At 55.4% G+C, this 19,948-nt stretch carries 18 protein-coding genes; 8 read left to right on the top strand and 10 right to left on the bottom strand.

Annotated features, from left to right (window positions below; genetic code table 11):
• Positions 1-52: 52 nt before the first annotated feature.
• The 3 genes from W822_RS44870 to acnB all read right to left on the bottom strand — a co-directional run bounded on the left by W822_RS44870 (position 53) and on the right by acnB (position 4,832).
• Entirely contained in the window at positions 53-1,243 is a 1,191-nt protein-coding gene (locus W822_RS44870; RefSeq protein WP_024007377.1) for an aminotransferase-like domain-containing protein, read from the bottom strand.
• 403 nt (positions 1,244-1,646) lie between these two features.
• Positions 1,647-2,018, bottom strand: coding sequence for a glyoxalase superfamily protein (locus tag W822_RS44865; protein WP_024007376.1), 372 nt, complete (start codon positions 2,016-2,018; stop codon positions 1,647-1,649).
• A 234-nt stretch (positions 2,019-2,252) separates the two neighbouring features.
• A complete protein-coding gene (acnB, locus tag W822_RS0124210; protein ID WP_031243782.1) occupies positions 2,253-4,832 on the bottom strand; it encodes a bifunctional aconitate hydratase 2/2-methylisocitrate dehydratase in 2,580 nt (859 codons plus the stop codon).
• A 230-nt stretch (positions 4,833-5,062) separates the two neighbouring features.
• Here acnB and W822_RS44860 point away from each other — a divergent pair, with 230 nt between their 5' ends.
• Positions 5,063-6,028: a hypothetical protein gene (locus tag W822_RS44860; RefSeq protein WP_024007375.1), complete on the top strand. Its 966-nt coding sequence runs from the start codon at positions 5,063-5,065 to the stop codon at positions 6,026-6,028.
• A 19-nt stretch (positions 6,029-6,047) separates the two neighbouring features.
• On the opposite strand, the gene W822_RS44855 is transcribed toward W822_RS44860, so the two are convergent.
• The 5 genes from W822_RS44855 to W822_RS44835 form a co-directional block, all read right to left on the bottom strand.
• Positions 6,048-6,326, bottom strand: a complete 279-nt coding sequence (locus tag W822_RS44855; RefSeq protein WP_024007374.1) for a GNAT family N-acetyltransferase — start codon at positions 6,324-6,326, stop codon at positions 6,048-6,050.
• A 54-nt stretch (positions 6,327-6,380) separates the two neighbouring features.
• Positions 6,381-6,776, bottom strand: a complete 396-nt coding sequence (locus tag W822_RS44850) for a hypothetical protein (protein ID WP_024007373.1) — start codon at positions 6,774-6,776, stop codon at positions 6,381-6,383.
• Positions 6,777-6,891: 115 nt separating this feature from the next.
• On the bottom strand, positions 6,892-8,343 hold the full coding sequence (locus W822_RS44845; RefSeq protein WP_024007372.1) for a bifunctional 2-methylcitrate dehydratase/aconitate hydratase: 1,452 nt from the start codon (positions 8,341-8,343) through the stop codon (positions 6,892-6,894).
• Between the two features lie 38 nt (positions 8,344-8,381).
• Entirely contained in the window at positions 8,382-9,608 is a 1,227-nt protein-coding gene (prpC, locus tag W822_RS44840; RefSeq protein WP_024007371.1) for a bifunctional 2-methylcitrate synthase/citrate synthase, read from the bottom strand.
• Positions 9,609-9,800: 192 nt separating this feature from the next.
• Entirely contained in the window at positions 9,801-10,790 is a 990-nt protein-coding gene (locus W822_RS44835; protein WP_024007370.1) for a malate dehydrogenase, read from the bottom strand.
• A 178-nt stretch (positions 10,791-10,968) separates the two neighbouring features.
• Between W822_RS44835 and W822_RS44830 the strand changes: the two genes are divergently transcribed.
• The 7 genes from W822_RS44830 to W822_RS44800 all read left to right on the top strand — a co-directional run bounded on the left by W822_RS44830 (position 10,969) and on the right by W822_RS44800 (position 16,740).
• Positions 10,969-11,724 carry a GntR family transcriptional regulator gene (locus tag W822_RS44830; RefSeq protein WP_024007369.1) on the top strand — a complete coding sequence of 252 codons (756 nt, stop codon included), beginning with the start codon at positions 10,969-10,971 and terminating at the stop codon, positions 11,722-11,724.
• A 96-nt stretch (positions 11,725-11,820) separates the two neighbouring features.
• The gene (sdhC, locus tag W822_RS44825) at positions 11,821-12,234 is read left to right on the top strand and encodes a succinate dehydrogenase, cytochrome b556 subunit (RefSeq protein ID WP_024007368.1); all 414 of its coding nucleotides are present in this window, start codon (positions 11,821-11,823) and stop codon (positions 12,232-12,234) included.
• Positions 12,234-12,611: a succinate dehydrogenase, hydrophobic membrane anchor protein gene (gene sdhD, locus W822_RS44820; protein WP_031243780.1), complete on the top strand. Its 378-nt coding sequence runs from the start codon at positions 12,234-12,236 to the stop codon at positions 12,609-12,611. Before sdhC ends, sdhD begins: the two co-directional genes overlap by 1 nt.
• A 3-nt stretch (positions 12,612-12,614) precedes the next feature.
• A complete protein-coding gene (sdhA, locus tag W822_RS44815) occupies positions 12,615-14,393 on the top strand; it encodes a succinate dehydrogenase flavoprotein subunit (RefSeq protein ID WP_024007366.1) in 1,779 nt (592 codons plus the stop codon).
• A 10-nt stretch (positions 14,394-14,403) separates the two neighbouring features.
• On the top strand, positions 14,404-15,120 hold the full coding sequence (locus W822_RS44810; RefSeq protein ID WP_024007365.1) for a succinate dehydrogenase iron-sulfur subunit: 717 nt from the start codon (positions 14,404-14,406) through the stop codon (positions 15,118-15,120).
• A gap of 6 nt (positions 15,121-15,126) precedes the next feature.
• The gene (locus W822_RS44805; RefSeq protein ID WP_024007364.1) at positions 15,127-15,387 is read left to right on the top strand and encodes an FAD assembly factor SdhE; all 261 of its coding nucleotides are present in this window, start codon (positions 15,127-15,129) and stop codon (positions 15,385-15,387) included.
• A gap of 39 nt (positions 15,388-15,426) precedes the next feature.
• On the top strand, positions 15,427-16,740 hold the full coding sequence (locus tag W822_RS44800; RefSeq protein WP_024007363.1) for a citrate synthase: 1,314 nt from the start codon (positions 15,427-15,429) through the stop codon (positions 16,738-16,740).
• 117 nt (positions 16,741-16,857) lie between these two features.
• Here the strand turns inward: W822_RS44800 and W822_RS44795 are convergent, their stop codons facing one another.
• Together W822_RS44795 and W822_RS44790 are read right to left on the bottom strand one after the other, a co-directional pair.
• Entirely contained in the window at positions 16,858-17,256 is a 399-nt protein-coding gene (locus tag W822_RS44795) for a DoxX family protein (protein WP_024007362.1), read from the bottom strand.
• Positions 17,253-19,532, bottom strand: a complete 2,280-nt coding sequence (locus W822_RS44790) for an NADP-dependent malic enzyme (RefSeq protein WP_024007361.1) — start codon at positions 19,530-19,532, stop codon at positions 17,253-17,255. Before W822_RS44790 ends, W822_RS44795 begins: the two co-directional genes overlap by 4 nt.
• Between the last annotated feature and the right edge of the window lie 416 nt (positions 19,533-19,948).

The raw sequence follows: 19,948 nt of genomic DNA, 5'->3' as shown, positions 1-19,948 counted from the left end.
AGGATAACCGCCTTTGCCTGATATTACAGTTGAATTTAAATGTCGCGTCGCATCAGGGCGTGAAAAGTTTGCCCAGGTCGGCAATGCCGGCCCGGATTTTTTCTTCTGTCACGGTGACAAAACTCAGGCGCAGCGTATTTTTCGGCGCGTTGGCACCGGGGTAGAATGGTTCGCCCGGTACATAGGCCACCTTGTACTGCTCAACGGCCTGTGCCAATGCCTGCGTGGTGTCGAATTTTTCATCGACCCGCACCCAGATAAACATGCCGCCGGTCGGGCGCGTCCATTTGGCCGATTTGGGGAAATGCTCGTCCATTGCGTCCAGCATGAACTGACACTGATGGCGATATAATTCGCGCACTTTGGGCAGATGGGTTTTCAGAAAGCCGTCCTTGATGGTTTCATAAACGGCCATCTGGGTGACGGTGGCGGTGTGCAGATCTGTGGCCTGTTTGATTTGCACCAGTTTGGCGATAATTTCTCGCGGTGCTACCAGGTATCCCAGGCGCATGCCGGGAGACAGGACTTTTGAAAATGAACCCATGCGCAGCACGGTTGCACCGGCTTCGCGTCCCAGTTGCAACAGTCCGGGCAGCGGTTCGCCGACATAGCGCAGCTCGCCATACGGGTCGTCTTCAACAATGGGCACATTCAGGCGGGCGCAACGCTCGACCAGGGCCTGGCGGCGTTCCAGATTCATGGTGCGGCCGGTCGGGTTCTGGAAATTGGGCAGGCAGTAAATGAATCGCGCACCATCGGCTTTTTCTTCGCTGATGTCTTCCGGCACGAGTCCGCCATCGTCTGTGGCTACCGGTTCGTAAGCGGGTTCAAACAGCGAGAACGACTGCAGCGCACCCAGATAGCTGGGGGATTCGACCAGCACTTTGCTGCCCGGATCGATCAGCAGTTTGCCAATCAGGTCAAGTGCCTGCTGGGAACCGGAGACAATCAGGACTTCGTCGATATCAATATGCGTGCCGCGTGCCTGAAAGTCGCTGACGACCCATTCGCGCAAGGGGCGGTAGCCCTCGGTGGGGCCATATTGCAGGGCAACGTTGGGGGAGTCTGCCAGTACGCGGTTATACGCGGCGCGGATTTGTTCAGCGGGAAAGCCTAAATGGGAGGGCAGGCCGCCGGCAAAGGAAGTGACATCCGGACGTTCGGTGATTTTGAGAATTTCACGGATCGCGGAACTGGTCAGTTGGGTAGCACGTTGGGAAAACTGATAGGGAACTCGGTTCATAGTGACGATTGGATTGTTTCGGACTGATTGATGATGCGCAGGTCGCGCATTGGCACAGCCCGGCATCACAGAAATTGCTTTAACCCATACAGAACCGCAAGCCTGGTGTGTAAGACCTGTTTTTTATAGAAATTTTGTTAATTTGTATAAAGCGTCTATTTGGTAAAGTATGCTACAGATTACACCACCACCCGCGTGGCTTTTCAAGCGATTGGAACAAAATCGCCGAATTTGTGGCGCAATGGTGGTATTTGTCGCCAAACTGTTATGGCAGCGCCACCGATACAGGCCCGCGGATCTGGTCGATCGGCCGACCTACAGCGCGACTGCGCTCTTTTTCATCATCGCTATTGCCGCTATTGTCACCGCCGCCACCGCTACGGACGCGCCGCAGCGCATGGTACTAACTATGCTCGTGACGGCGCTCGCAAAAGCGCAGATGGTTGCCGAACGGATCAGTGATATCCATTGTGAAACCCCATGAGGCTTTCTCCACGCCGGGGCGTGCAAAGGAGGCCCTCTGGGCGATCAGCGTTTGCTGGAATTCATGGATTCCTTCCATGGGTAAAAAGACGGCACTGCCGGGCGTGCCGTCGCCGTAATGTTCGCTCAGATGCAGGACCAGATTGTCGCGCGCAATTTCCGTGTACAGCGGCAGATCTGGTTCAAAGCGGTGCTCCCAGCGTTTTTCAAACCCCAGAAAATCCAGGTAAAAAGACTCGGCAAGCGGGATAGAGAAAATGCGCAAAATGGGAATGGGGTGATCCAGATGCATGTCTGTGTCCGAAAAAAAGCGCTCCGGCACCGATATTGCGTAGGCGATGCCGTGAACGGATAATGCAGAAGGGAGGTCGGCGCTGCTGGCGCACACAAAAAACCCGGTCGCAAGGACAGGGCCAGGTGACACGCAAGCATGCCGGTATTTCAATTGTAATGCAGGTTCCTGCTTCGGGCCAGATGAACCAGATCGCATCGGCCCGTCCTGCGGACAGACCGATGCAAATCAGCTTCAGACTGAGTCGGCGATTTCGCGGAAATCTTCGATCTGGTCGAAGTTCATGTAGCGATAGATATCCTTGCTGTTTTTATCAATGATACCCATGTCGGCCATATATTCTTCACGAGTCGGGATTTTACCCAGACGCGAGCAGATGGCGGCCAGTTCGGCTGATCCCAGATACACGAAGGTATTTTTACCCAGGCGGTTGGGGAAGTTGCGGGTACTGGTAGACATGACGGTCGCGCCTTCACGGACCTGCGCCTGGTTGCCCATGCACAGCGAGCAGCCGGGCATTTCCATACGGGCGCCGGCCACACCCAGCACGCCGTAATGACCTTCTTCGGTCAACTGCTTCTGGTCCATTTTGGTCGGTGGTGCAACCCACAGTTTGACCGGAATGTCGCGCTTGCCTTCAAGCAGCTTGGACGCAGCACGGAAGTGGCCGATGTTGGTCATGCAGCTGCCGATAAAGACTTCATCGATTTTTTCACCGGCCACGTCGGACAGAGTCTTGACATCGTCCGGATCGTTCGGGCAGGCAACGATAGGCTCGTGAATATCGGCCAGATCAATTTCAATGACGGCAGCGTATTCTGCGTTGGCGTCGGGTTCGAGCAATTGAGGATTGGCAAGCCAGGCTTCCATGGCCTTGATGCGGCGGGCCAGTGAGCGTTCGTCTTCATAGCCGTTTGCGATCATCCACTTGAGCAGCGTGATATTGCTGTTCAGGTATTCGATAATCGGTTCCTTGTCCAGGCGGACCGTGCAGCCGGCAGCAGAGCGCTCGGCAGAGGCGTCGGACAGCTCGAATGCCTGTTCTATTTTCAGATTGGGCAATCCTTCGATTTCCAGGATACGGCCAGAGAAGATGTTTTTCTTGCCCTGTTTGGCTACGGTCAGAAGATCGTTTTTAATGGCATACAGCGGAATGGCGTTGACCAGGTCACGCAGGGTGACGCCGGGCTGCATTTTGCCCTTGAAACGAACCAGAACGGATTCAGGCATGTCCAGCGGCATGACGCCTGTGGCTGCAGCAAAGGCTACCAGGCCTGAGCCGGCAGGGAAGCTGATACCGATCGGGAAACGGGTATGCGAATCGCCGCCGGTGCCGACTGTATCGGGCAACAGCATGCGGTTCAGCCATGAGTGGATGATACCGTCACCCGGGCGCAGGGCGATGCCGCCACGGTCGCTGATAAAGTCAGGCAACTCGTGATGGGTTTTGACGTCTACGGGTTTCGGATAGGCGGCGGTGTGGCAGAACGATTGCATGACCAGATCAGCGGAAAAGCCCAGGCAGGCCAGGTCTTTGAGCTCGTCGCGGGTCATGGGGCCGGTGGTGTCCTGGCTGCCGACAGAGGTCATTTTGGGCTCGCAGTAGGTACCGGGGCGAACGCCTTTGCCTTCAGGAAGACCACAGGCACGGCCCACCATTTTCTGTGCCAGCGTATAGCCCTTGCCGGAATCGGCCGGGTCAACAGGCAGGCGGAACAACGTGGAGGCAGGCAGACCCAGCGCTTCACGGGCTTTGGCGGTCAGGCCGCGACCAATGATCAGCGGGATACGGCCGCCGGCGCGCACTTCATCAAACAGCACTTCTGACTTGACCTTGAATTCGGCTACAACCTGGCCGTCTTTCAGGGCCTTGCCTTCGTAGGGACGCAGTTCAACCACGTCGCCCATATTCATGCCCGAAACATCCAGTTCGATGGGCAGGGCGCCGGCGTCTTCCATGGTGTTGTAGAAGATCGGGGCGATTTTGCTGCCCAGACAGACGCCACCAAAGCGTTTGTTGGGAACAAAGGGAATGTCCTGGCCGGTGAACCACAGCACTGAGTTGGTGGCTGACTTGCGTGACGAGCCGGTACCGACCACGTCGCCGACGTAGGCAACCAGATTGCCTTTGGCTTTCAGATCGTTCAATTGGCTGATGGGGCCGATTTTGCCTGGTTCCTGGGGTTCAATACCCTCGCGCGGGTTTTTGAGCATGGCCAGGGCGTGCAGCGGAATGTCCGGGCGGCTCCAGGCGTCGGGCGCAGGAGACAGGTCATCGGTATTGGTTTCGCCGGTGACTTTAAAAACGGTAATCGTCAGGCTTTCGGGTACTTCGGGACGGCTGGTGAACCATTCGGCATCGGCCCAGCTTTGCATGACGGCTTTGGCGTTGGCGTTGCCTTTTTCAGCCTTTTCCTGCACATCGTGGAAGGCATCGAATACGAGCAGGGTTTTTTTCAGCGCCTCTGCAGCGATGGTACCCAGTTTGTCGTTGTCCAGCAGTTCGATCAGCGGGCTGATGTTGTAGCCGCCCAGCATGGTGCCCAGCAGCTCGGTGGCTTTTTCAGCGGAAATAAGCGGGCATTTTTCTGTACCAAAGGCGACTGCGGCCAGGTAAGAGGCCTTGACCTTTGCTGCATCGTCGACACCGGCTGGCACACGGTGGGTAATCAGATCAAGCAGATAGGCTTCTTCGCCGGCGGGAGGCGACTTGAGCAGCTCGATGAGCTCTGCTGTCTGTTTGGCTGATAGAGGAAGGGGAGGGATGCCCAGCGCGTCGCGTTCTGCGACGTGCTGACGATAGGATTCCAGCATGTTAAGACCCTTGAAATAAAAGGAGAGGAGAATGATTTTCGCCTATCATTATAAGGGTTTAGCACTACATTAGCAAATGTCTTATATAAGACATAAGACTTATTGTCGCACGGCGTCACCGGAAAACCCGTTACAATCCGCTAGGCTGGCTGCGGGGTTGTTCAATTCTGTGTCAGACTGTGGCCATCCGACAGGAAAATGGCATGATTTAACGAAAGTAAGGAAACAAAATGGCAGGATCCAGAAAATTGGCTTATACAGTAGGGGCGCTGGTCGTGGTGGCCGCCGCTGCCTGGTTTGGGGGCAACTACTATGCCAAAACCCAGGTGGAAGAAAAACTCAATGCATACCTGGTTGAAAACGGCATGCAGGACAATGTGACATGGGGTTCGCTGGATGCAACGATTTTGGGAAACGCGTCTCTGCATGATGTGAAAATCACGCGCAAGGATGATCCCGCCCGGTTTTTCACGATTAAGAGTCTGACGGTGCATAAATTGCAGCAAGATGCCGGGCTGCAACACTATGATTTCGAATTTGCCGGACTTGCCGATGATTCAGGCAACAGTCCGTTTCTGGCGCTTCTGAAAGATAAGGCCGGCGAGCTGGGCTACGACAAGCTGCCGCTGCTTGACGGCAGAATGAAGGGCATGCAGGATGAAAAACAGGATGCCGCAGATGTAGACCTGGATCTGAAGCAGTCCGAAGTTGGCAATCTGAAAATGTTGCTGAAATTGAGCCAGATTGCCGAGCTGGTCAAGGCATCGCGCACCCAGTCTGAAGAGCTGCAGTCCAACCCGCTGGCGCTGATGGGTGCCTTGTCATCGCTGAAGATTCATGAAATGTCCATGACGTTTGATGACGCCGGCCTGATGCCCCGTGTGGTCAAAGTGCAGCAGGGTGTGGCGCCGGTAGATGGCAAACCGAGTGAGCAGCAGTTGCAGGCTTTTGAGGCCCGTCTGGCCAAATCGGAAAGCGACTGCCTGGTGCAGGCGCCGGCTCAGGGTATTGCCAACGCCGAAGAAGCGTGCAAGTCGGTCAGCCGTTTTATGAAAAACGAAGCGGACAGGCTGACGGTGTCGGTCAATCCCGATCCGCCATTGCAGCTTATGACATTTGTCATGCAAACGCAGATGGGGAATCAGGCGGCCATTGCCAAGGCAGTGCAGCAGTTGAATCTGAAAGTCAGCAATTGATATTGTCAGGCTGGGCGGGTCACGCCGCCTTCATGTCTGCATACTCGGGATGACGCTTGAAATAGGCAACCGTATAGGTGCAGACCGGATTGATCTTCCAGCCATTTTTGCGGGCCAGGTCAATGGCGTATTCAGTGAGTTCACCGGCAATGCCTCGCCCGCCCACGGCATCGGGCACGATGGTGTGCAGCACATGCATCACCTTGCCTTCCTGCCGGTAATCTATGTAGCAGAGACTGTTGTCAACGGTCGCTTCGATCCGTCCTGCTTCAGGACGGTGGGTAATCTGCAAGGTCATCAGAAATCCTTTTGCTAAGCAAATGAAAAGCTCGCGGCGCTGGCTCGCGAGTGACTACGCACGCACAGTCAGCATCAGCGCCCAGAAAATAATCATCAGCACGATGCCGAGCAGGCATGCTCCCCACAGCCCGAGCAACGGCCAGCGAATGCGCAGGGGAACGGTCTTGGGATTGACATGGGCCAGCAGAATGTTGGCATGTCCGGCCAGCCAGACCGTGCTGTTAGGCAAAAACAGGCGCAGGAAATAATCCAGCAAAATGGCGCCGCGGATGCCCATGGGATAGCGATTAAAGGGCTGTTGCGTCAGGTACGGGTGCTTGAGCAGCGCATTGGTTTCCTTGAGAGTGCCAAATAGCAGGTACAGAAGAGATGCGGTGGCGATGACAAGACAGGCAACCAGAAGACTGAGAATAAAGGGCAGCGCCGCTATGATGTAGGGATGAAACATGGTGCAGGAGTGTCGGGGCAGATGAATACGGAATTCGATAATAGTAAGCGAATTTGCCCACACGCAGGGCGCGGATGCGACGCATTGCTGATATTTACCGGCAACGCCGGGCGAGTCAGATCACATACAGATCGACATATTCATGCACCGGTATGGCCTCCAGCGTTTGCTGATCCAGCGAGGCGGCGATGATGTATTCCTGCTGTTTGCCGGGGAACACGCGCGCCAGGTTCGTGCGAAATTTGGCTTCCAGCAGTGGAATACCTTCCTTGCGGCGACGCTTGTGGCCGATGGGATATTCGCACACCACTTCATCCAGGCTGCTGCCATCATTGAACTGAACAGTCAGTGCATTGGCGATGGAGCGTTTATCGGGATCGTGATAGTCTGCGGTGAACGCGGGATCTTCGACGCATTCAATTTTGTTGCGCAGCTGGTCGATGCGCGGGTCAGCGGCGATGCCGTCTTCGTAGTCGCCGGCAGTCAGGCGTCCGAACAGGATCGGGACGGCAACCATGTACTGGATGCAATGGTCGCGGTCAGCCGGGTTATTAAGCGGTCCCTTTTTATCAATGATCCGGATGCAGGCTTCGTGCGTGCGAATCGTGATTGTCCGGATATCGTCTGCCGTTTTGCCCGCCGCCTGCAATTGATCGTGGATCTGCATGGCGCATTCGACTGCGGTTTGTGCATGAAATTCGGCCGGGAAGGAAATCTTGAACAGCACGTTTTCCATCACATAGCTGCCGTAAGGGCGCTGGAACGTGAAGGGCTGCCCCTTGAACAGGACATCATAAAAACCCCAGGTTTTGGCCGTCAGTACGGAAGGGTAGCCCATTTCACCTGTTTTGGCGATGAGCGCGAGGCGCACGGCGCGGCTGGTGGCGTCGCCTGCCGCCCACGACTTGCGGCTGCCGGCGTTGGGCGCATGACGGTAGGTGCGAAGACTTTGTCCGTCAACCCAGGCCAGCGAAACCGCGTTGATAATTTCCTCTCGGGTCAGTCCCAGCATGTGCGCCACGACGGCCGTAGAGGCGACCTTGACCAGCACGACATGATCGAGCCCCACTTTGTTGAAGGAATTCTCCAGGGCAATGCAGCCCTGGATTTCGTGCGCCTTGATCATGCCGGTGAGCACATCGCGCATGGTCAGGGGTGCCTTGCCGGCCGCCACGGCGTTACGTGACAGCCAGTCTGCTGTGGCCAGAATGCCGCCCAGATTGTCCGATGGATGTCCCCATTCCGCGGCAAGCCAGGTGTCATTGAAATCCAGCCAGCGAATCATGGCGCCGATATTGAATGCGGCCTGCACCGGATCCAGCTGAAATTGCGTGCCCGGCACCCTGGCGCCGTTGGGCACGACCGTGCCGGGCACGATAGGGCCAAGCAGCTTGCGGCAGGCCGGATATTCAAGCGCTTCCAGGCCGCAGCCCAGGGTATCGATCAGGCAGTTGCGTGCCGTCTCAAATGCAATATCGCTGTTGATTTCATAGTCCAGAACGTAGTCGACAATATCGACCAACACCTGGTCTGGATCGGGACGGATATTTGAAACAGGGCTGGACATGATTCACCTGCAAAACAAAGTGGAAAGGACGATTGTGATTACTTCCTTTTCGACAGCGGCACGAATTTTTGATCATCTGGACCAGTGTAGTTTGCAGTGGGACGGATGATCTTGTTGTCGATGCGCTGTTCAATAATGTGCGCAGACCAGCCGGCGGTGCGTGCGATCACAAACAGGGGTGTAAACATGGACGTGGGCACGCCCATCATGTGATAGGACACGGCCGAGAACCAGTCCAGATTCGGGAACATCTTCTTGATGTCCATCATCACAGTTTCCAGGCGTTCTGCAATATCGAACATCTTGGTGGTGCCGGCTTCCTGAGACAGTGTCTTGGCTACGCGCTTGATCACCACGTTGCGCGGGTCGGAAATGGTGTAGACCGGATGACCGAAGCCGATAATGACTTCCTTGTTTTCCACGCGCTTGCGGATGTCTGCTTCGGCTTCATCGGGCGTGTCATAGCGCTTCTGCACTTCAAAGGCGACCTCGTTGGCGCCGCCATGTTTGGGGCCGCGCAGTGCACCGATAGCGCCAGTGATGGCGGAAAACATATCGGAACCCGTGCCGGCCACCACGCGACCGGTAAAGGTAGAGGCATTGAATTCATGTTCTGCATACAGGATAAGCGAGGTGTGCATTGCGCGAACCCATTCTTTTGACGGCGCTTCGCCGTGCAGCAGATGCAGGAAGTGGCCGCCGATGCTGTCATCGTCGGTCTGCACATCAATAATGCGGCCGTTATGGCTGAAGTGATACCAGTACAGCAGTGCGGAACCCAGGCTGGCCATGAGGCGGTCGGCAATATCCCGGGCGTCGGCGATATTGTGATCATCCTTTTCCGGCAGCGTGCAGCCCAGTACCGAGACGGCTGTACGCATGACGTCCATCGGATGGCTGTGGGCGGGCAGCGATTCCAGCACAGTCTGCAGATTGGCAGGCAGGCCGCGATAGCGTTTGAGCTTTTGCTTGTACGCATTCAGTTCGGCCCGGGTAGGCAGTTTGCCGTGAATGAGCAGGTGCGCGATTTCTTCGAATTCGCTGGAGTCGGCCAGATCAAGAATGTCATAGCCACGGTAATTCAGGTCATTGCCGCTGCGTCCAACTGTGCAGATGGCCGTGTTGCCGGCAACCACGCCGGACAGGGCAACAGATTTCTTCGGCTTGAAGCCGGCAGGGTTCTCGGCCGGGGCCGATGCTGCGCTTTGGGTTGGGGTGGCGGCGCTTTTGCCGGTCTTGCTGGTTTTGCTTGCTTTTGTAGACATGATTTATCTCCTGGCGATTGGGAAACATGGCCGTTACTGGCGAACAGGCGCAGACAACGGATACAGTACCATACCTGAGCCGATGACGCCGAATACCTGCTGCCGTTTTTTTGTGAGCAAAGGTGCAGGCTGTCGGGCGCCGGGTCACAAAAAAATAGCCACGGTGACGTGGCTATTTAATTGAAGCGGGGATCAGCTGAGCAGATCGGCAACGCCGTCGCGCTCTTCGAGCAGTTCCTTCAGGGTGAAGTCCATGCGCTCGCGGGAAAAGTCGTTGATTTCCAGATCCTTGACGAGTGTGTACTCACCGTTTTCTGTGATAACGGGGACGCCGTAGATGATACCTTCGGGGATGCCGTAAGAACCATCGGACGGTACACCCATGGTAACCCACTTGCCATTGCTGCCCAGAACCCAGTCGCGGATGTGGTCGATTGCGGCGTTGGCGGCAGAGGCGGCAGAAGACAGGCCGCGCGCTTCAATAATGGCTGCGCCGCGTTTGCCTACGGTCGGAATGAATGTGTCTTTGTTCCATGCATCATCGTTGATGAGTTTTTCCAGTCCTTGGCCACCGACGGTTGCGAAACGGATGTCCGGATACATGGTGGGAGAGTGATTGCCCCAGACCACCAGTTTTTCAATATCCTTGACAGCCTTGCCGGATTTTTGCGCCAATTGAGTGAGCGCACGGTTATGATCCAGGCGCAACATGGCGGTGAAGTTTTTCGCAGGCAGATCCGGTGCGGACTTCATGGCAATGTAGGCGTTGGTATTGGCAGGGTTGCCCACGACCAATACTTTTACATCGCGGCTGGCCACTTCGTTGAGCGCTTTGCCCTGGGCTGTGAAAATCTGTGCATTGACTTTGAGCAGATCCTTGCGTTCCATACCGGGGCCGCGTGGGCGGGCGCCAACCAGCAGGGCGATGTCTGCATCTTTGAAAGCGGTCTTGGGGTCACTGTGTGCGGTAATTTCCTGCAGCAGCGGGAAAGCGCAATCGTCCAGTTCCATAATGACGCCTTTGAGGGCTTTTTGAGCTTTTTCATCTGGAATTTCCAGCAACTGCAAAATGACCGGCTGGTCTTTGCCAAGCATTTCGCCTGATGCAATGCGGAAAAGCAGGGCGTAGCCGATCTGACCGGCGGCGCCCGTAACGGCGACACGTACGGCGGGTTTGGACATAGGGATCTCCAATAGAAAAGAAGAAAAAAACGGGAAGCGAATGCGATAATTTTAACGCTAAAGCTTAGTAGAAATCTGATAGATCGTCAAATTGTCTTATAACTTATATCTTATATAAGAATAGACAATGCTGCTGGCAATATGAGATAATAAGCAGGTTTTATTTTGTTCTCCGAACATGTCCGATACTCCCACTTCTTCGTTGAAATCGCCAGCGGCGGCTTTCAGTCCCTTGTACAAGCAGATCAAGGATTTGCTCGTGCGCAGCTTGCATGAAGGCGAATGGAAGCCCGGTGAGAGCATTCCCAGCGAACTGGATCTGGCGGCACGTTTTCAGGTCAGCCAGGGCACGGTGCGCAAGGCGATCGATGAACTTGCCGCCGACAATATGCTGATCCGCCGCCAGGGCAAAGGAACATTTGTTGCTACGCATCATGAGGCTCAGGTTCGTTACAGGTTTTTGCGGTTAAAATCGGACAGCGAAGAAAGTGCGGCCCGCGCCCAAAGTGTCTATCTGCAGTGCAGTCGGCAACGAGCTACGCCCGATGTGGCGCGGGTTCTTATGTTGCGTGGCAGCGATTCGGTGATTTATATCCGGCGTATCATGTCTTTCGGCACCGTCCCGACGGTACTGGACGAAATCTGGCTTCCCGGAGATGCGTTCAAGGGCCTGAATATTGAAATGCTTCAGGCCATGAACGGCCCGCTCTATGGCTTTTTTGAAACTGAATTCGGCGTCAATATGGTTCGTGCCGATGAAAAGATCAAGGCCGTCGCCTGTGATGCGGATACTGCTGATCTGCTCAAAATCGCGCAGGGAATGCCACTGCTTCAGGTGAACCGCGTTTCGTATACCTACGGGGATCGTCCCATGGAGATTCGGCGCGGTTTATATGTGACAGAACATTATCATTATCGAAATGGTTTAAACTAATTCGATCAGGGAACGCGAGGGCCGGCAGGCGGTTTTTCGCGTTTTTCCGCGGGTTTATTTTTTATTTTTGTTGTAATTTGTTTCCTAGAGGCCGTTATGTCAGACACCCCGTCAAAACCGCGCCCGCAATATCGGAATATCGATGTTGCCCAGATTACAAAATACCACCTGCCGGCTGCCGGCAAAGTGTCTATTTTGCATCGAATCAGTGGCGCTCTGCTTTTTCTCAGTCTTCCCATTATCCTGATCCCGCTTTTCGCCGCCAGCGTGGCCTCGCCGGAAAGCTTTGCATCATTGGGCAGCGGGGCGGGTGGCTTTATCTTGAAACTGATTCTGCTGGTATTGCTGTGGGGCTTTATGCACCATCTGTGCGCCGGTATCCGCTATCTGGTTCTCGACCTGCATATCGGTATCGACAAGGTCAGCGCGCAAAAAAGCGCGGCTGTGGTATTGGGTGTGAGTCTGGCGCTTACGCTTGTGTTCGCCGTTAAAATGTTTGGAGCAATATAATGTCCAAGGAACTGGTAGGCACAAAACGCCTGGTCGTGGGTGCTGGTTACGGCATCAAGGATTTCATCGTGCAGCGCATTACAGCCGTTATCCTGGCTGTGTATTCAATTGTTTTTCTGATTGCTGCGCTGTTCACCCCCATTAATTACGAATCCTGGAAGGGTTTCTTTACGTTCTCCTGTTGGGGCCTGCCCGTCGGGCAGATTGCCGCAACGCTGGCGTTTTTCTCGCTTGCCTGGCACGCGTGGATCGGCGTGCGCGATATCTGGATGGATTACGTCAAACCCGTAGGTGTCCGACTGACGTTGCAGGTACTCACTATCCTGTGGCTGATCGCCGCCGTCCTGTATTTCGCTAAAATTGTCTGGAGTCTATAAGCCGTGGTTGCTATCAATTCATCATTACCGCGCCGCCAGTTTGATGTAGTGGTCGTGGGTGCCGGCGGGTCCGGTATGCGCTGCTCCCTTCAATTGGCTCAGGCCGGTTTATCCGTCGCCGTCCTTTCCAAGGTTTTTCCAACCCGTTCCCACACGGTTGCCGCGCAGGGCGGTATCGGTGCTTCACTGGGTAATATGAGTGAAGATAACTGGTACTGGCACATGTACGATACCGTCAAGGGATCCGACTGGCTGGGCGACCAGGACGCCATCGAATTCATGTGCCGTCAGGCACCCAATGCCGTTTACGAACTCGAACACTTCGGCATGCCGTTTGACCGTAACGCCAACGGCACCATTTATCAGCGTCCTTTCGGCGGGCACACTGCAAACTTCGGCGAAAAGCCCGTACAGCGCGCCTGTGCCGCAGCCGACCGTACCGGTCACGCCTTATTGCATACTCTGTATCAGCGCAACGTTGCCGCGCGAACCCAGTTCTTCGTGGAATGGATGGCGCTGGACCTGCTGCGCAACGATCAGGGCGACGTCGTTGGTGTCACTGCCCTTGAAATGGAAACCGGCGAGATCTATATCCTGGAAGCCAAGGCAGTCGTACTGGCTACAGGCGGTGCCGGCCGTATCTGGCAGGCCTCCACCAATGCCTTCATCAATACCGGTGACGGCCTGGGCATGGCGGCTCGCGCCGGTATCTGCCTGCAAGACATGGAATTCTGGCAATTTCACCCCACCGGCGTGGCCGGCGCGGGCGTGCTCATTACCGAGGGCGTGCGCGGCGAGGGTGGTATTCTGCTGAACAAAGATGGTGAGCGTTTCATGGAACGTTACGCGCCGACCCTGAAAGACCTGGCCCCACGCGATTTCGTATCGCGTTCCATGGACCAGGAAATCAAGGAAGGGCGGGGTTGTGGTCCCGACGGCAGCTACGTGGTGCTCAAGCTGGATCACCTGGGCGCAGACGTCATCAACAAGCGTTTGCCTTCCATTCGTGAAATCGCCATCAAGTTCGGCAACGTGGATCCCATCAAGGAGCCCATTCCCGTTGTACCGACCATTCACTATCAGATGGGCGGTATTCCCGCAAACTATCATGGTGAAGTGGTTACCTGGGAAAACGGCGAAGAGAAAATCGTCAACGGTCTGTATGCTATTGGTGAATGTGCTGCGGTATCGGTTCACGGCGCCAACCGCCTGGGCACGAACTCGCTACTGGACCTGGTGGTGTTTGGTCGCGCGGCAGGCAACCGGATTGTGGAGTCGCATCTGGAACGCCAGCTGGCTCATCAGGATCTGCCCAAAGAATCGCTCGATTTTTCGCTGTCACGGGTCAATGAACTCGAGTCCCGCCAGTCTGGCGAGAAGGTTCAGGACGTGGCCAACAGCATCCGCATGTCCATGCAGCGCCATTGCGGCGTGTTCCGTACGCTTGAACTGCTGAACGAAGGCGTGAGCCAGATTGATGAGCTTGCCGAACAGGCCAAGCATGTCAAGTTTGATGACAAATCGAAGGTATTCAACACCGCGCGCGTCGAGGCCCTGGAGCTGTCCAACATCACCGAAGTGGCCCGGGCGACCATCAAGTCGGCGGCCAACCGTACCGAAAGCCGTGGCGCGCATGCGCTGAACGATCACCCTGAGCGTGATGATGTGAACTGGCTCAAGCACACCTTGTGGCACTCTGCCGATGGGCGCCTGGAATACAAGCCAGTGCACATGAAGCCGCTGACCGTAGAGTCGTTCCCTCCAAAAGCTCGTACATTCTAAGCAGGGTATTATGAGTACAAAACGTATCATGAAATTCGAGATTTACCGCTATGATCCTGACAAGGACGAGCGCCCTTACATGCAGAAACTGGAAGTGGAGCTGCAACCCACCGACAAGATGCTGCTCGATGCCATTATCCGCATCAAGAACGACGTTGATGACAGTTTTGCCATCCGCCGTTCCTGCCGCGAAGGCGTGTGCGGTTCCGATGCCATGAATATCAATGGCAAGAACGGCCTGGCATGCACGACCAATCTGAACGACCTGAAAGAACCGATTGTCCTGCGTCCGCTGCCTGGCCTGCCGGTCATTCGCGACCTGATCGTCGATATGACGCACTTTTTCAATCAGTACCACTCAGTGCGCCCCTATCTGGTCAACGATACGCCGCCGCCTGAAAAAGAGCGCTTGCAGTCTCCCGAAGCCCGCGAAGAGCTCGATGGTCTGTATGAGTGTATTCTGTGTGCGTGCTGCTCGACTTCCTGTCCTTCTTTCTGGTGGAATCCCGATAAATTTGTCGGACCGGCAGGCCTGTTGCAGGCGTACCGGTTTATCGCAGACAGTCGTGACGAAGCAACAAATGCGCGTCTTGACAATCTGAATGATCCTTACCGTCTGTTCCGTTGCCATACCATTATGAATTGCGCCGATGTTTGCCCCAAAGGGCTGAACCCGACCAAGGCAATTGGCAAAATCAAGGAACTGATGGTACGTCGTGCGGTCTGATCACTGATGGCCACACTAACCGAACTGGAACGGGCGCGGCTTCGCTGGCGTGCCCGCCGGGGACTGCTCGAAAACGATCTGATTATTACGAAATTTCTGGATCGTTATGAACAGGAGTTGACCGACGAGGATGTCTCGTCGCTCACCCAGCTTTTTGAACTTGATGACAACAGTCTGCTTGATATCCTTCTTGATCGCGCCAATCCGGAAGGTATCTATGATACGCCTAATATAAAACGCCTTATCGACTTGATGCGACAGGGATAGCAGGCAGACCGGTGTCTGGTTTTTTCTTAAGGATGTTAAATGAACCTCTCTGACAAGAAAGCGATTCTGAGCTTTTCAGATGACTCTACGAAGATTGAGCTGCCTATCTATAAGGGTACGGTAGGACCGGATGTGATCGACATCCGCAAGTTGTACAGCCAGACCGATATGTTTACCTACGATCCCGGCTTCATGTCTACTGCGGCGTGTGAATCTGCGATTACCTATATTGATGGTGAAAAAGGTGAATTGCTGTACCGTGGATATCCTATAGAGCAACTGGCAGTCAATTGCAGTTTCCTGGATATCTGCTACCTGATCCTGAACGGCGAGTTGCCCAATTCAGCGCAGAAAGAAGAGTTTGACCAGACAGTAACGCACCACACAATGGTCAACGAGCAGTTGCATTTCTTCTTGCGCGGTTTTCGCCGTGATGCGCACCCGATGGCTGTGTTGACTGGTCTGGTCGGCGCATTGTCTGCGTTCTATCACGACTCTACCGATATTACCAATCCCGAGCACCGTCACATTTCAGCTATTCGCCTGATCGCCAAGATGCCGACGCTCGTGGCCATGGCATACAAGTACTCACTGGGTCAGCCGTTCATCTACCCGCAGAATGACCTGTCCTATACAGGCAACTTCCTGCGCATGATGTTTGCAACGCCTTGCGAGGAATACAAAGTCAATGACGTGGTCGAACGTGCACTGGATCGCATTTTCATTTTGCATGCCGATCACGAACAGAACGCCTCTACGTCGACCGTGCGTCTTTGCGGCTCGTCTGGTACAGATCCGTTTGCGGCCATCGCAGCGGGTGTGGCATGCCTGTGGGGCCCTGCTCACGGTGGCGCTAACGAAGCGTGCCTGAAGATGCTGGAAGATCTGCAGGCCAACGGCGGCATCGAGAAAGTCGGCGAGTTCATGGAAAAAGTGAAGGACAAAAACTCGGGCGTTCGCCTGATGGGTTTTGGCCATCGCGTCTACAAAAACTACGACCCGCGTGCCAAACTGATGCAGGAAACCTGCAAGGAAGTGCTCGAGTCCCTGGGCCTGCAAGACGATCCTCTGTTCAAGCTGGCCATGGAAGTGGAACGCATTGCGCTGGAAGATCCGTACTTTGTCGAACGCAAGCTGTATCCGAACGTCGATTTCTACTCAGGCATCGTGCAGCGCGCTATCGGTATTCCAACGTCTCTGTTTACCGCCATCTTCGCACTGGCGCGTACAGTCGGCTGGATTGCCCAATGGAACGAAATGCTGTCCGATCCGGATTACAAAATCGGTCGTCCTCGTCAGCTGTACACCGGCTATGCAGCTCGTGAAGTTGGTAAGATCGAGACACGCAAGTAGTTATCAGGCATTGCCTGCTGATATAAAAAAACCGCAGACCATGAAAAGTCTGCGGTTTTTTTGTGTCTGGCGATCAGGGCGACGCTGCCTGGACATGCGGCAGCGCCATCAGATCGCCTAGTTGTTGTAAGGGCTGTTCATGCTGAAGCGGCCCGCGCCACCCAGAAAAACAGCTACCGCGGTAAAGAGGAAAAAGTATTGCGCTTCCAGCCTGAGGCCGCCGTTGCCCGAGAGCATGAATAACTGGCCGCTGTGCGCAAGCGCAATCGCCACCAGCATATTGATGATCACCAGCACAGCGGCTACGCGGGTATACAACCCGACGATAAGCAGCACCGGGGCAATCACTTCACCGATATACACGCCATAGGCCAGAAACCCCGGCAGGCCGGATGAGGCCACCATGCCGCTGATGCCTCCGATACCGTGCTGTACCTTGAAAATGCCATGCATGAGCAGAAGAACGCCCAGTGTCAGGCGCAGAACCAATTTTGACAGATCGTCGGAACGCATTATTTGTTCTCCATGGTATCGACAACCGCCAGCGCCGTCATATTGACAATGCGTCTCGTGGTTGTGCTGGTGGTCAGGATATGGACAGGCTTGGCCGCGCCAAGCAGAATCGGTCCCATGGCGATACCGTGGCTGCCGGTCATTTTCAACATATTATAGGTAATGTTGCCGGTATCCAGATTCGGCATGATCAGCAGATTGGCGCGGCCGGACAGTGTCGAGTCGGGGTATGCGTCCAGGCGGATGCGCTCTGACAGTGCCGCGTCGGCGTGCATCTCGCCATCGACCTCCAGGTCGGGGCGGCGCTGCGCAATCAGGCGCCGGGCAGAGGCCATTTTGCGCGACGAGTCAGACGGACGGCTGCCGAAATTGGAATGCGACAGCAGGGCGATCTTGGGCTGAATGCCAAAGCGGATCATTTCGTCGGCGGCCTGAATCGTAATGTCGGCAATCTGTTCGTCGCTCGGGTCTTCGTTCACATGCGTATCACAAATGAACAGGGTCTGATCGGGCAGAATCAGCACGTTCATGGCCGCATAGGTTGTCACGCCTTCTTTCAGGCCAATCACTTCCGACACGTATTTGAGCTGATTGTCAAAGCGGCTGCCTACGCCGCAGATCATGGCGTCGGCATCGCCGCGGTCAATCAGCAGCACGCCGATCAGGGTATTGTGCTTGCGCACCATTGCCTTGGCGACATTCGGTGTGATGCCGTCGCGGCCTTTGAGCTTGTAGTAAGCCGTCCACGTTTCATTGAAGCGTTCGTCATCTTCCGGATTGACGATCTCCATATTGGTCCCGGCGGCCAGGCGCAGGCCCAGCTTTTTCACGCGCATTTCGATCACGGCCGGGCGACCAATCAGAATCGGATAGGCCAGCTGTTCGTCGATTACCGTTTGTGCAGCGCGCAGTACGCGCTCGTCTTCACCATCGGCATAGACGACGCGTTTTGGCGGAGTCGTACGCGCCTGTTTGTAGAGCGGGCGCATCAGGGGGCCGGAGCGGTAAACGAAGCTCAGCAGTTGCTGACGATAAGCGTCCATGTCTTCGATCGGACGGGTGGCAACACCGGAATCCATGGCGGCCTGAGCAATGGCCGGGGCAATTTGCACGATCAGGCGGGGGTCGAACGGTTTGGGAATAATGTATTCCGGTCCGAAATTCAGGTCCTGTCCTTCGTAGGCCAGCGCGACCTCGTCGCTCTGTTCGGCTTGTGCCAGTTCGGCGATAGCCTTGACGCAGGCCATTTTCATTTCTTCGGTAATGCGCGTGGCGCCTACGTCCAGTGCGCCGCGGAAGATAAACGGGAAGCAGAGAACGTTATTGACCTGGTTCGGGTAGTCGGAACGTCCCGTGGCGATAATGCAGTCCGGGCGCACGGCTTTGGCGTCTTCCGGCAGAATTTCCGGGTCGGGGTTGGCCAGTGCCAGAATCAGCGGCGAGGCGGCCATGGTCGCGACCATGTCTTTTTTCAGAACGTCTTTGGTTGAGCAGCCCAGGAAGACATCGGCATTGCGCATCACATCGGCCAATGTGCGATCTTCGGTTTTCTGCGCATAGCGGGCCTTGTTGGGCTCCATGTTTTCGTCGCGACCTTCCCAGATCACCCCGCGCGAGTCAACCACGAAGATATTCTGGCGCGCAACGCCCAGGTTCACCAGCAGATCCAGGCAGGCGATGGCGGCAGCACCCGCGCCCGAGCAGACCAGCTTGATCTGACCGATTTCTTTACCGACGATTTTCAGGCCATTGAGAATGGCGGCCGAGGAAATAATGGCGGTGCCGTGCTGGTCATCATGGAAAACCGGGATTTTCATGCGTTCGCGCAGTTTCTTCTCGATATAGAAGCACTCGGGTGCCTTGATGTCTTCCAGATTGACGCCGCCCAGTGTGGGCTCCAGCGCGGCGATAATGTCCACCAGTTTGTCAGGGTCATTTTCTGCCAATTCAATATCAAAGACATCCACCCCGGCGAATTTTTTGAACAGGCAGCCTTTGCCTTCCATGACCGGTTTGGAGGCGAGCGGGCCGATGTTGCCAAGGCCCAGCACGGCCGTGCCGTTGGTAATCACGCCCACCAGGTTGGAGCGCGAGGTGTATTTTGATGCGGCCAGATCGCCATCGGCAAAAATCGCCATGCAGGCAGCAGCCACGCCTGGAGAATAGGCCAGAGACAGGTCGTCCTGATTGGCCAGGGGTTTGGTCGGAGTAACGGAAATTTTGCCTGGAGTTGGATACGCATGGTAATCCAGGGCAAGTTTGTTACGGTCGTGGCTCATGGTTGGTGTCCTTAAGATTCAACAATATTGTTATGGCGCGCGGCGGTTTTTGTCGCAATTTCGATATCATAACGCCGATGATCGTTCCGGGAAGGCAAGTTGCCGGTTTTCGGCGCACGGCCCCTCGGATTTTCCGAAAGGGCAAAGTCGTCAGGCAAGGTCGGCATGATAACCCCCCAAAAGCGCAGTGTGAAATGAAGACGCTTTTTTGCCCAAAAAAGTCGGGTGATACCGTTTTGTCAAAACTGATATCGGTTCCCGGGCTGCTCAGGGTCTCGCAGGCAGGCACGGGCTTCACGGGCCGGCGGGGGTCCTGAAGGTGAGTCCCGGCGTGCCCGGACGGGCCCCGGCGTGGGTCGTTAGCAACGGAATTCCGAAATATACCAAGCACAATCAATTGAAACCGGTAATTTCCA

The organism is Advenella kashmirensis W13003, from assembly GCF_000506985.1.
Classification (GTDB): Bacteria; Pseudomonadota; Gammaproteobacteria; order Burkholderiales; family Burkholderiaceae_B; genus Advenella; species Advenella kashmirensis_A.
This window is presented reverse-complemented; position numbering and strand designations above follow the sequence as displayed.

What these genes read in the sequence shown, in the direction of transcription:
- W822_RS44830 (WP_024007369.1), top strand. Translation starts at nt 10,969, where the DNA reads ATGTCCGATACTCCCACTTCTTCGTTGAAATCGCCAGCGGCGGCTTTC.
- W822_RS44835 (WP_024007370.1), bottom strand. Translation starts at nt 10,790, where the DNA reads ATGTCCAAACCCGCCGTACGTGTCGCCGTTACGGGCGCCGCCGGTCAG.
- W822_RS44845 (WP_024007372.1), bottom strand. Translation starts at nt 8,343, where the DNA reads ATGTCCAGCCCTGTTTCAAATATCCGTCCCGATCCAGACCAGGTGTTG.
- W822_RS44805 (WP_024007364.1), top strand. Translation starts at nt 15,127, where the DNA reads ATGGCCACACTAACCGAACTGGAACGGGCGCGGCTTCGCTGGCGTGCC.
- W822_RS44850 (WP_024007373.1), bottom strand. Translation starts at nt 6,776, where the DNA reads ATGTTTCATCCCTACATCATAGCGGCGCTGCCCTTTATTCTCAGTCTT.
- W822_RS44870 (WP_024007377.1), bottom strand. Translation starts at nt 1,243, where the DNA reads ATGAACCGAGTTCCCTATCAGTTTTCCCAACGTGCTACCCAACTGACC.
- W822_RS44855 (WP_024007374.1), bottom strand. Translation starts at nt 6,326, where the DNA reads ATGACCTTGCAGATTACCCACCGTCCTGAAGCAGGACGGATCGAAGCG.
- acnB (WP_031243782.1), bottom strand. Translation starts at nt 4,832, where the DNA reads ATGCTGGAATCCTATCGTCAGCACGTCGCAGAACGCGACGCGCTGGGC.
- W822_RS44810 (WP_024007365.1), top strand. Translation starts at nt 14,404, where the DNA reads ATGAGTACAAAACGTATCATGAAATTCGAGATTTACCGCTATGATCCT.
- sdhC (WP_024007368.1), top strand. Translation starts at nt 11,821, where the DNA reads ATGTCAGACACCCCGTCAAAACCGCGCCCGCAATATCGGAATATCGAT.
- sdhD (WP_031243780.1), top strand. Translation starts at nt 12,234, where the DNA reads ATGTCCAAGGAACTGGTAGGCACAAAACGCCTGGTCGTGGGTGCTGGT.
- W822_RS44865 (WP_024007376.1), bottom strand. Translation starts at nt 2,018, where the DNA reads ATGCATCTGGATCACCCCATTCCCATTTTGCGCATTTTCTCTATCCCG.
- W822_RS44860 (WP_024007375.1), top strand. Translation starts at nt 5,063, where the DNA reads ATGGCAGGATCCAGAAAATTGGCTTATACAGTAGGGGCGCTGGTCGTG.
- W822_RS44790 (WP_024007361.1), bottom strand. Translation starts at nt 19,532, where the DNA reads ATGAGCCACGACCGTAACAAACTTGCCCTGGATTACCATGCGTATCCA.
- prpC (WP_024007371.1), bottom strand. Translation starts at nt 9,608, where the DNA reads ATGTCTACAAAAGCAAGCAAAACCAGCAAGACCGGCAAAAGCGCCGCC.
- W822_RS44800 (WP_024007363.1), top strand. Translation starts at nt 15,427, where the DNA reads ATGAACCTCTCTGACAAGAAAGCGATTCTGAGCTTTTCAGATGACTCT.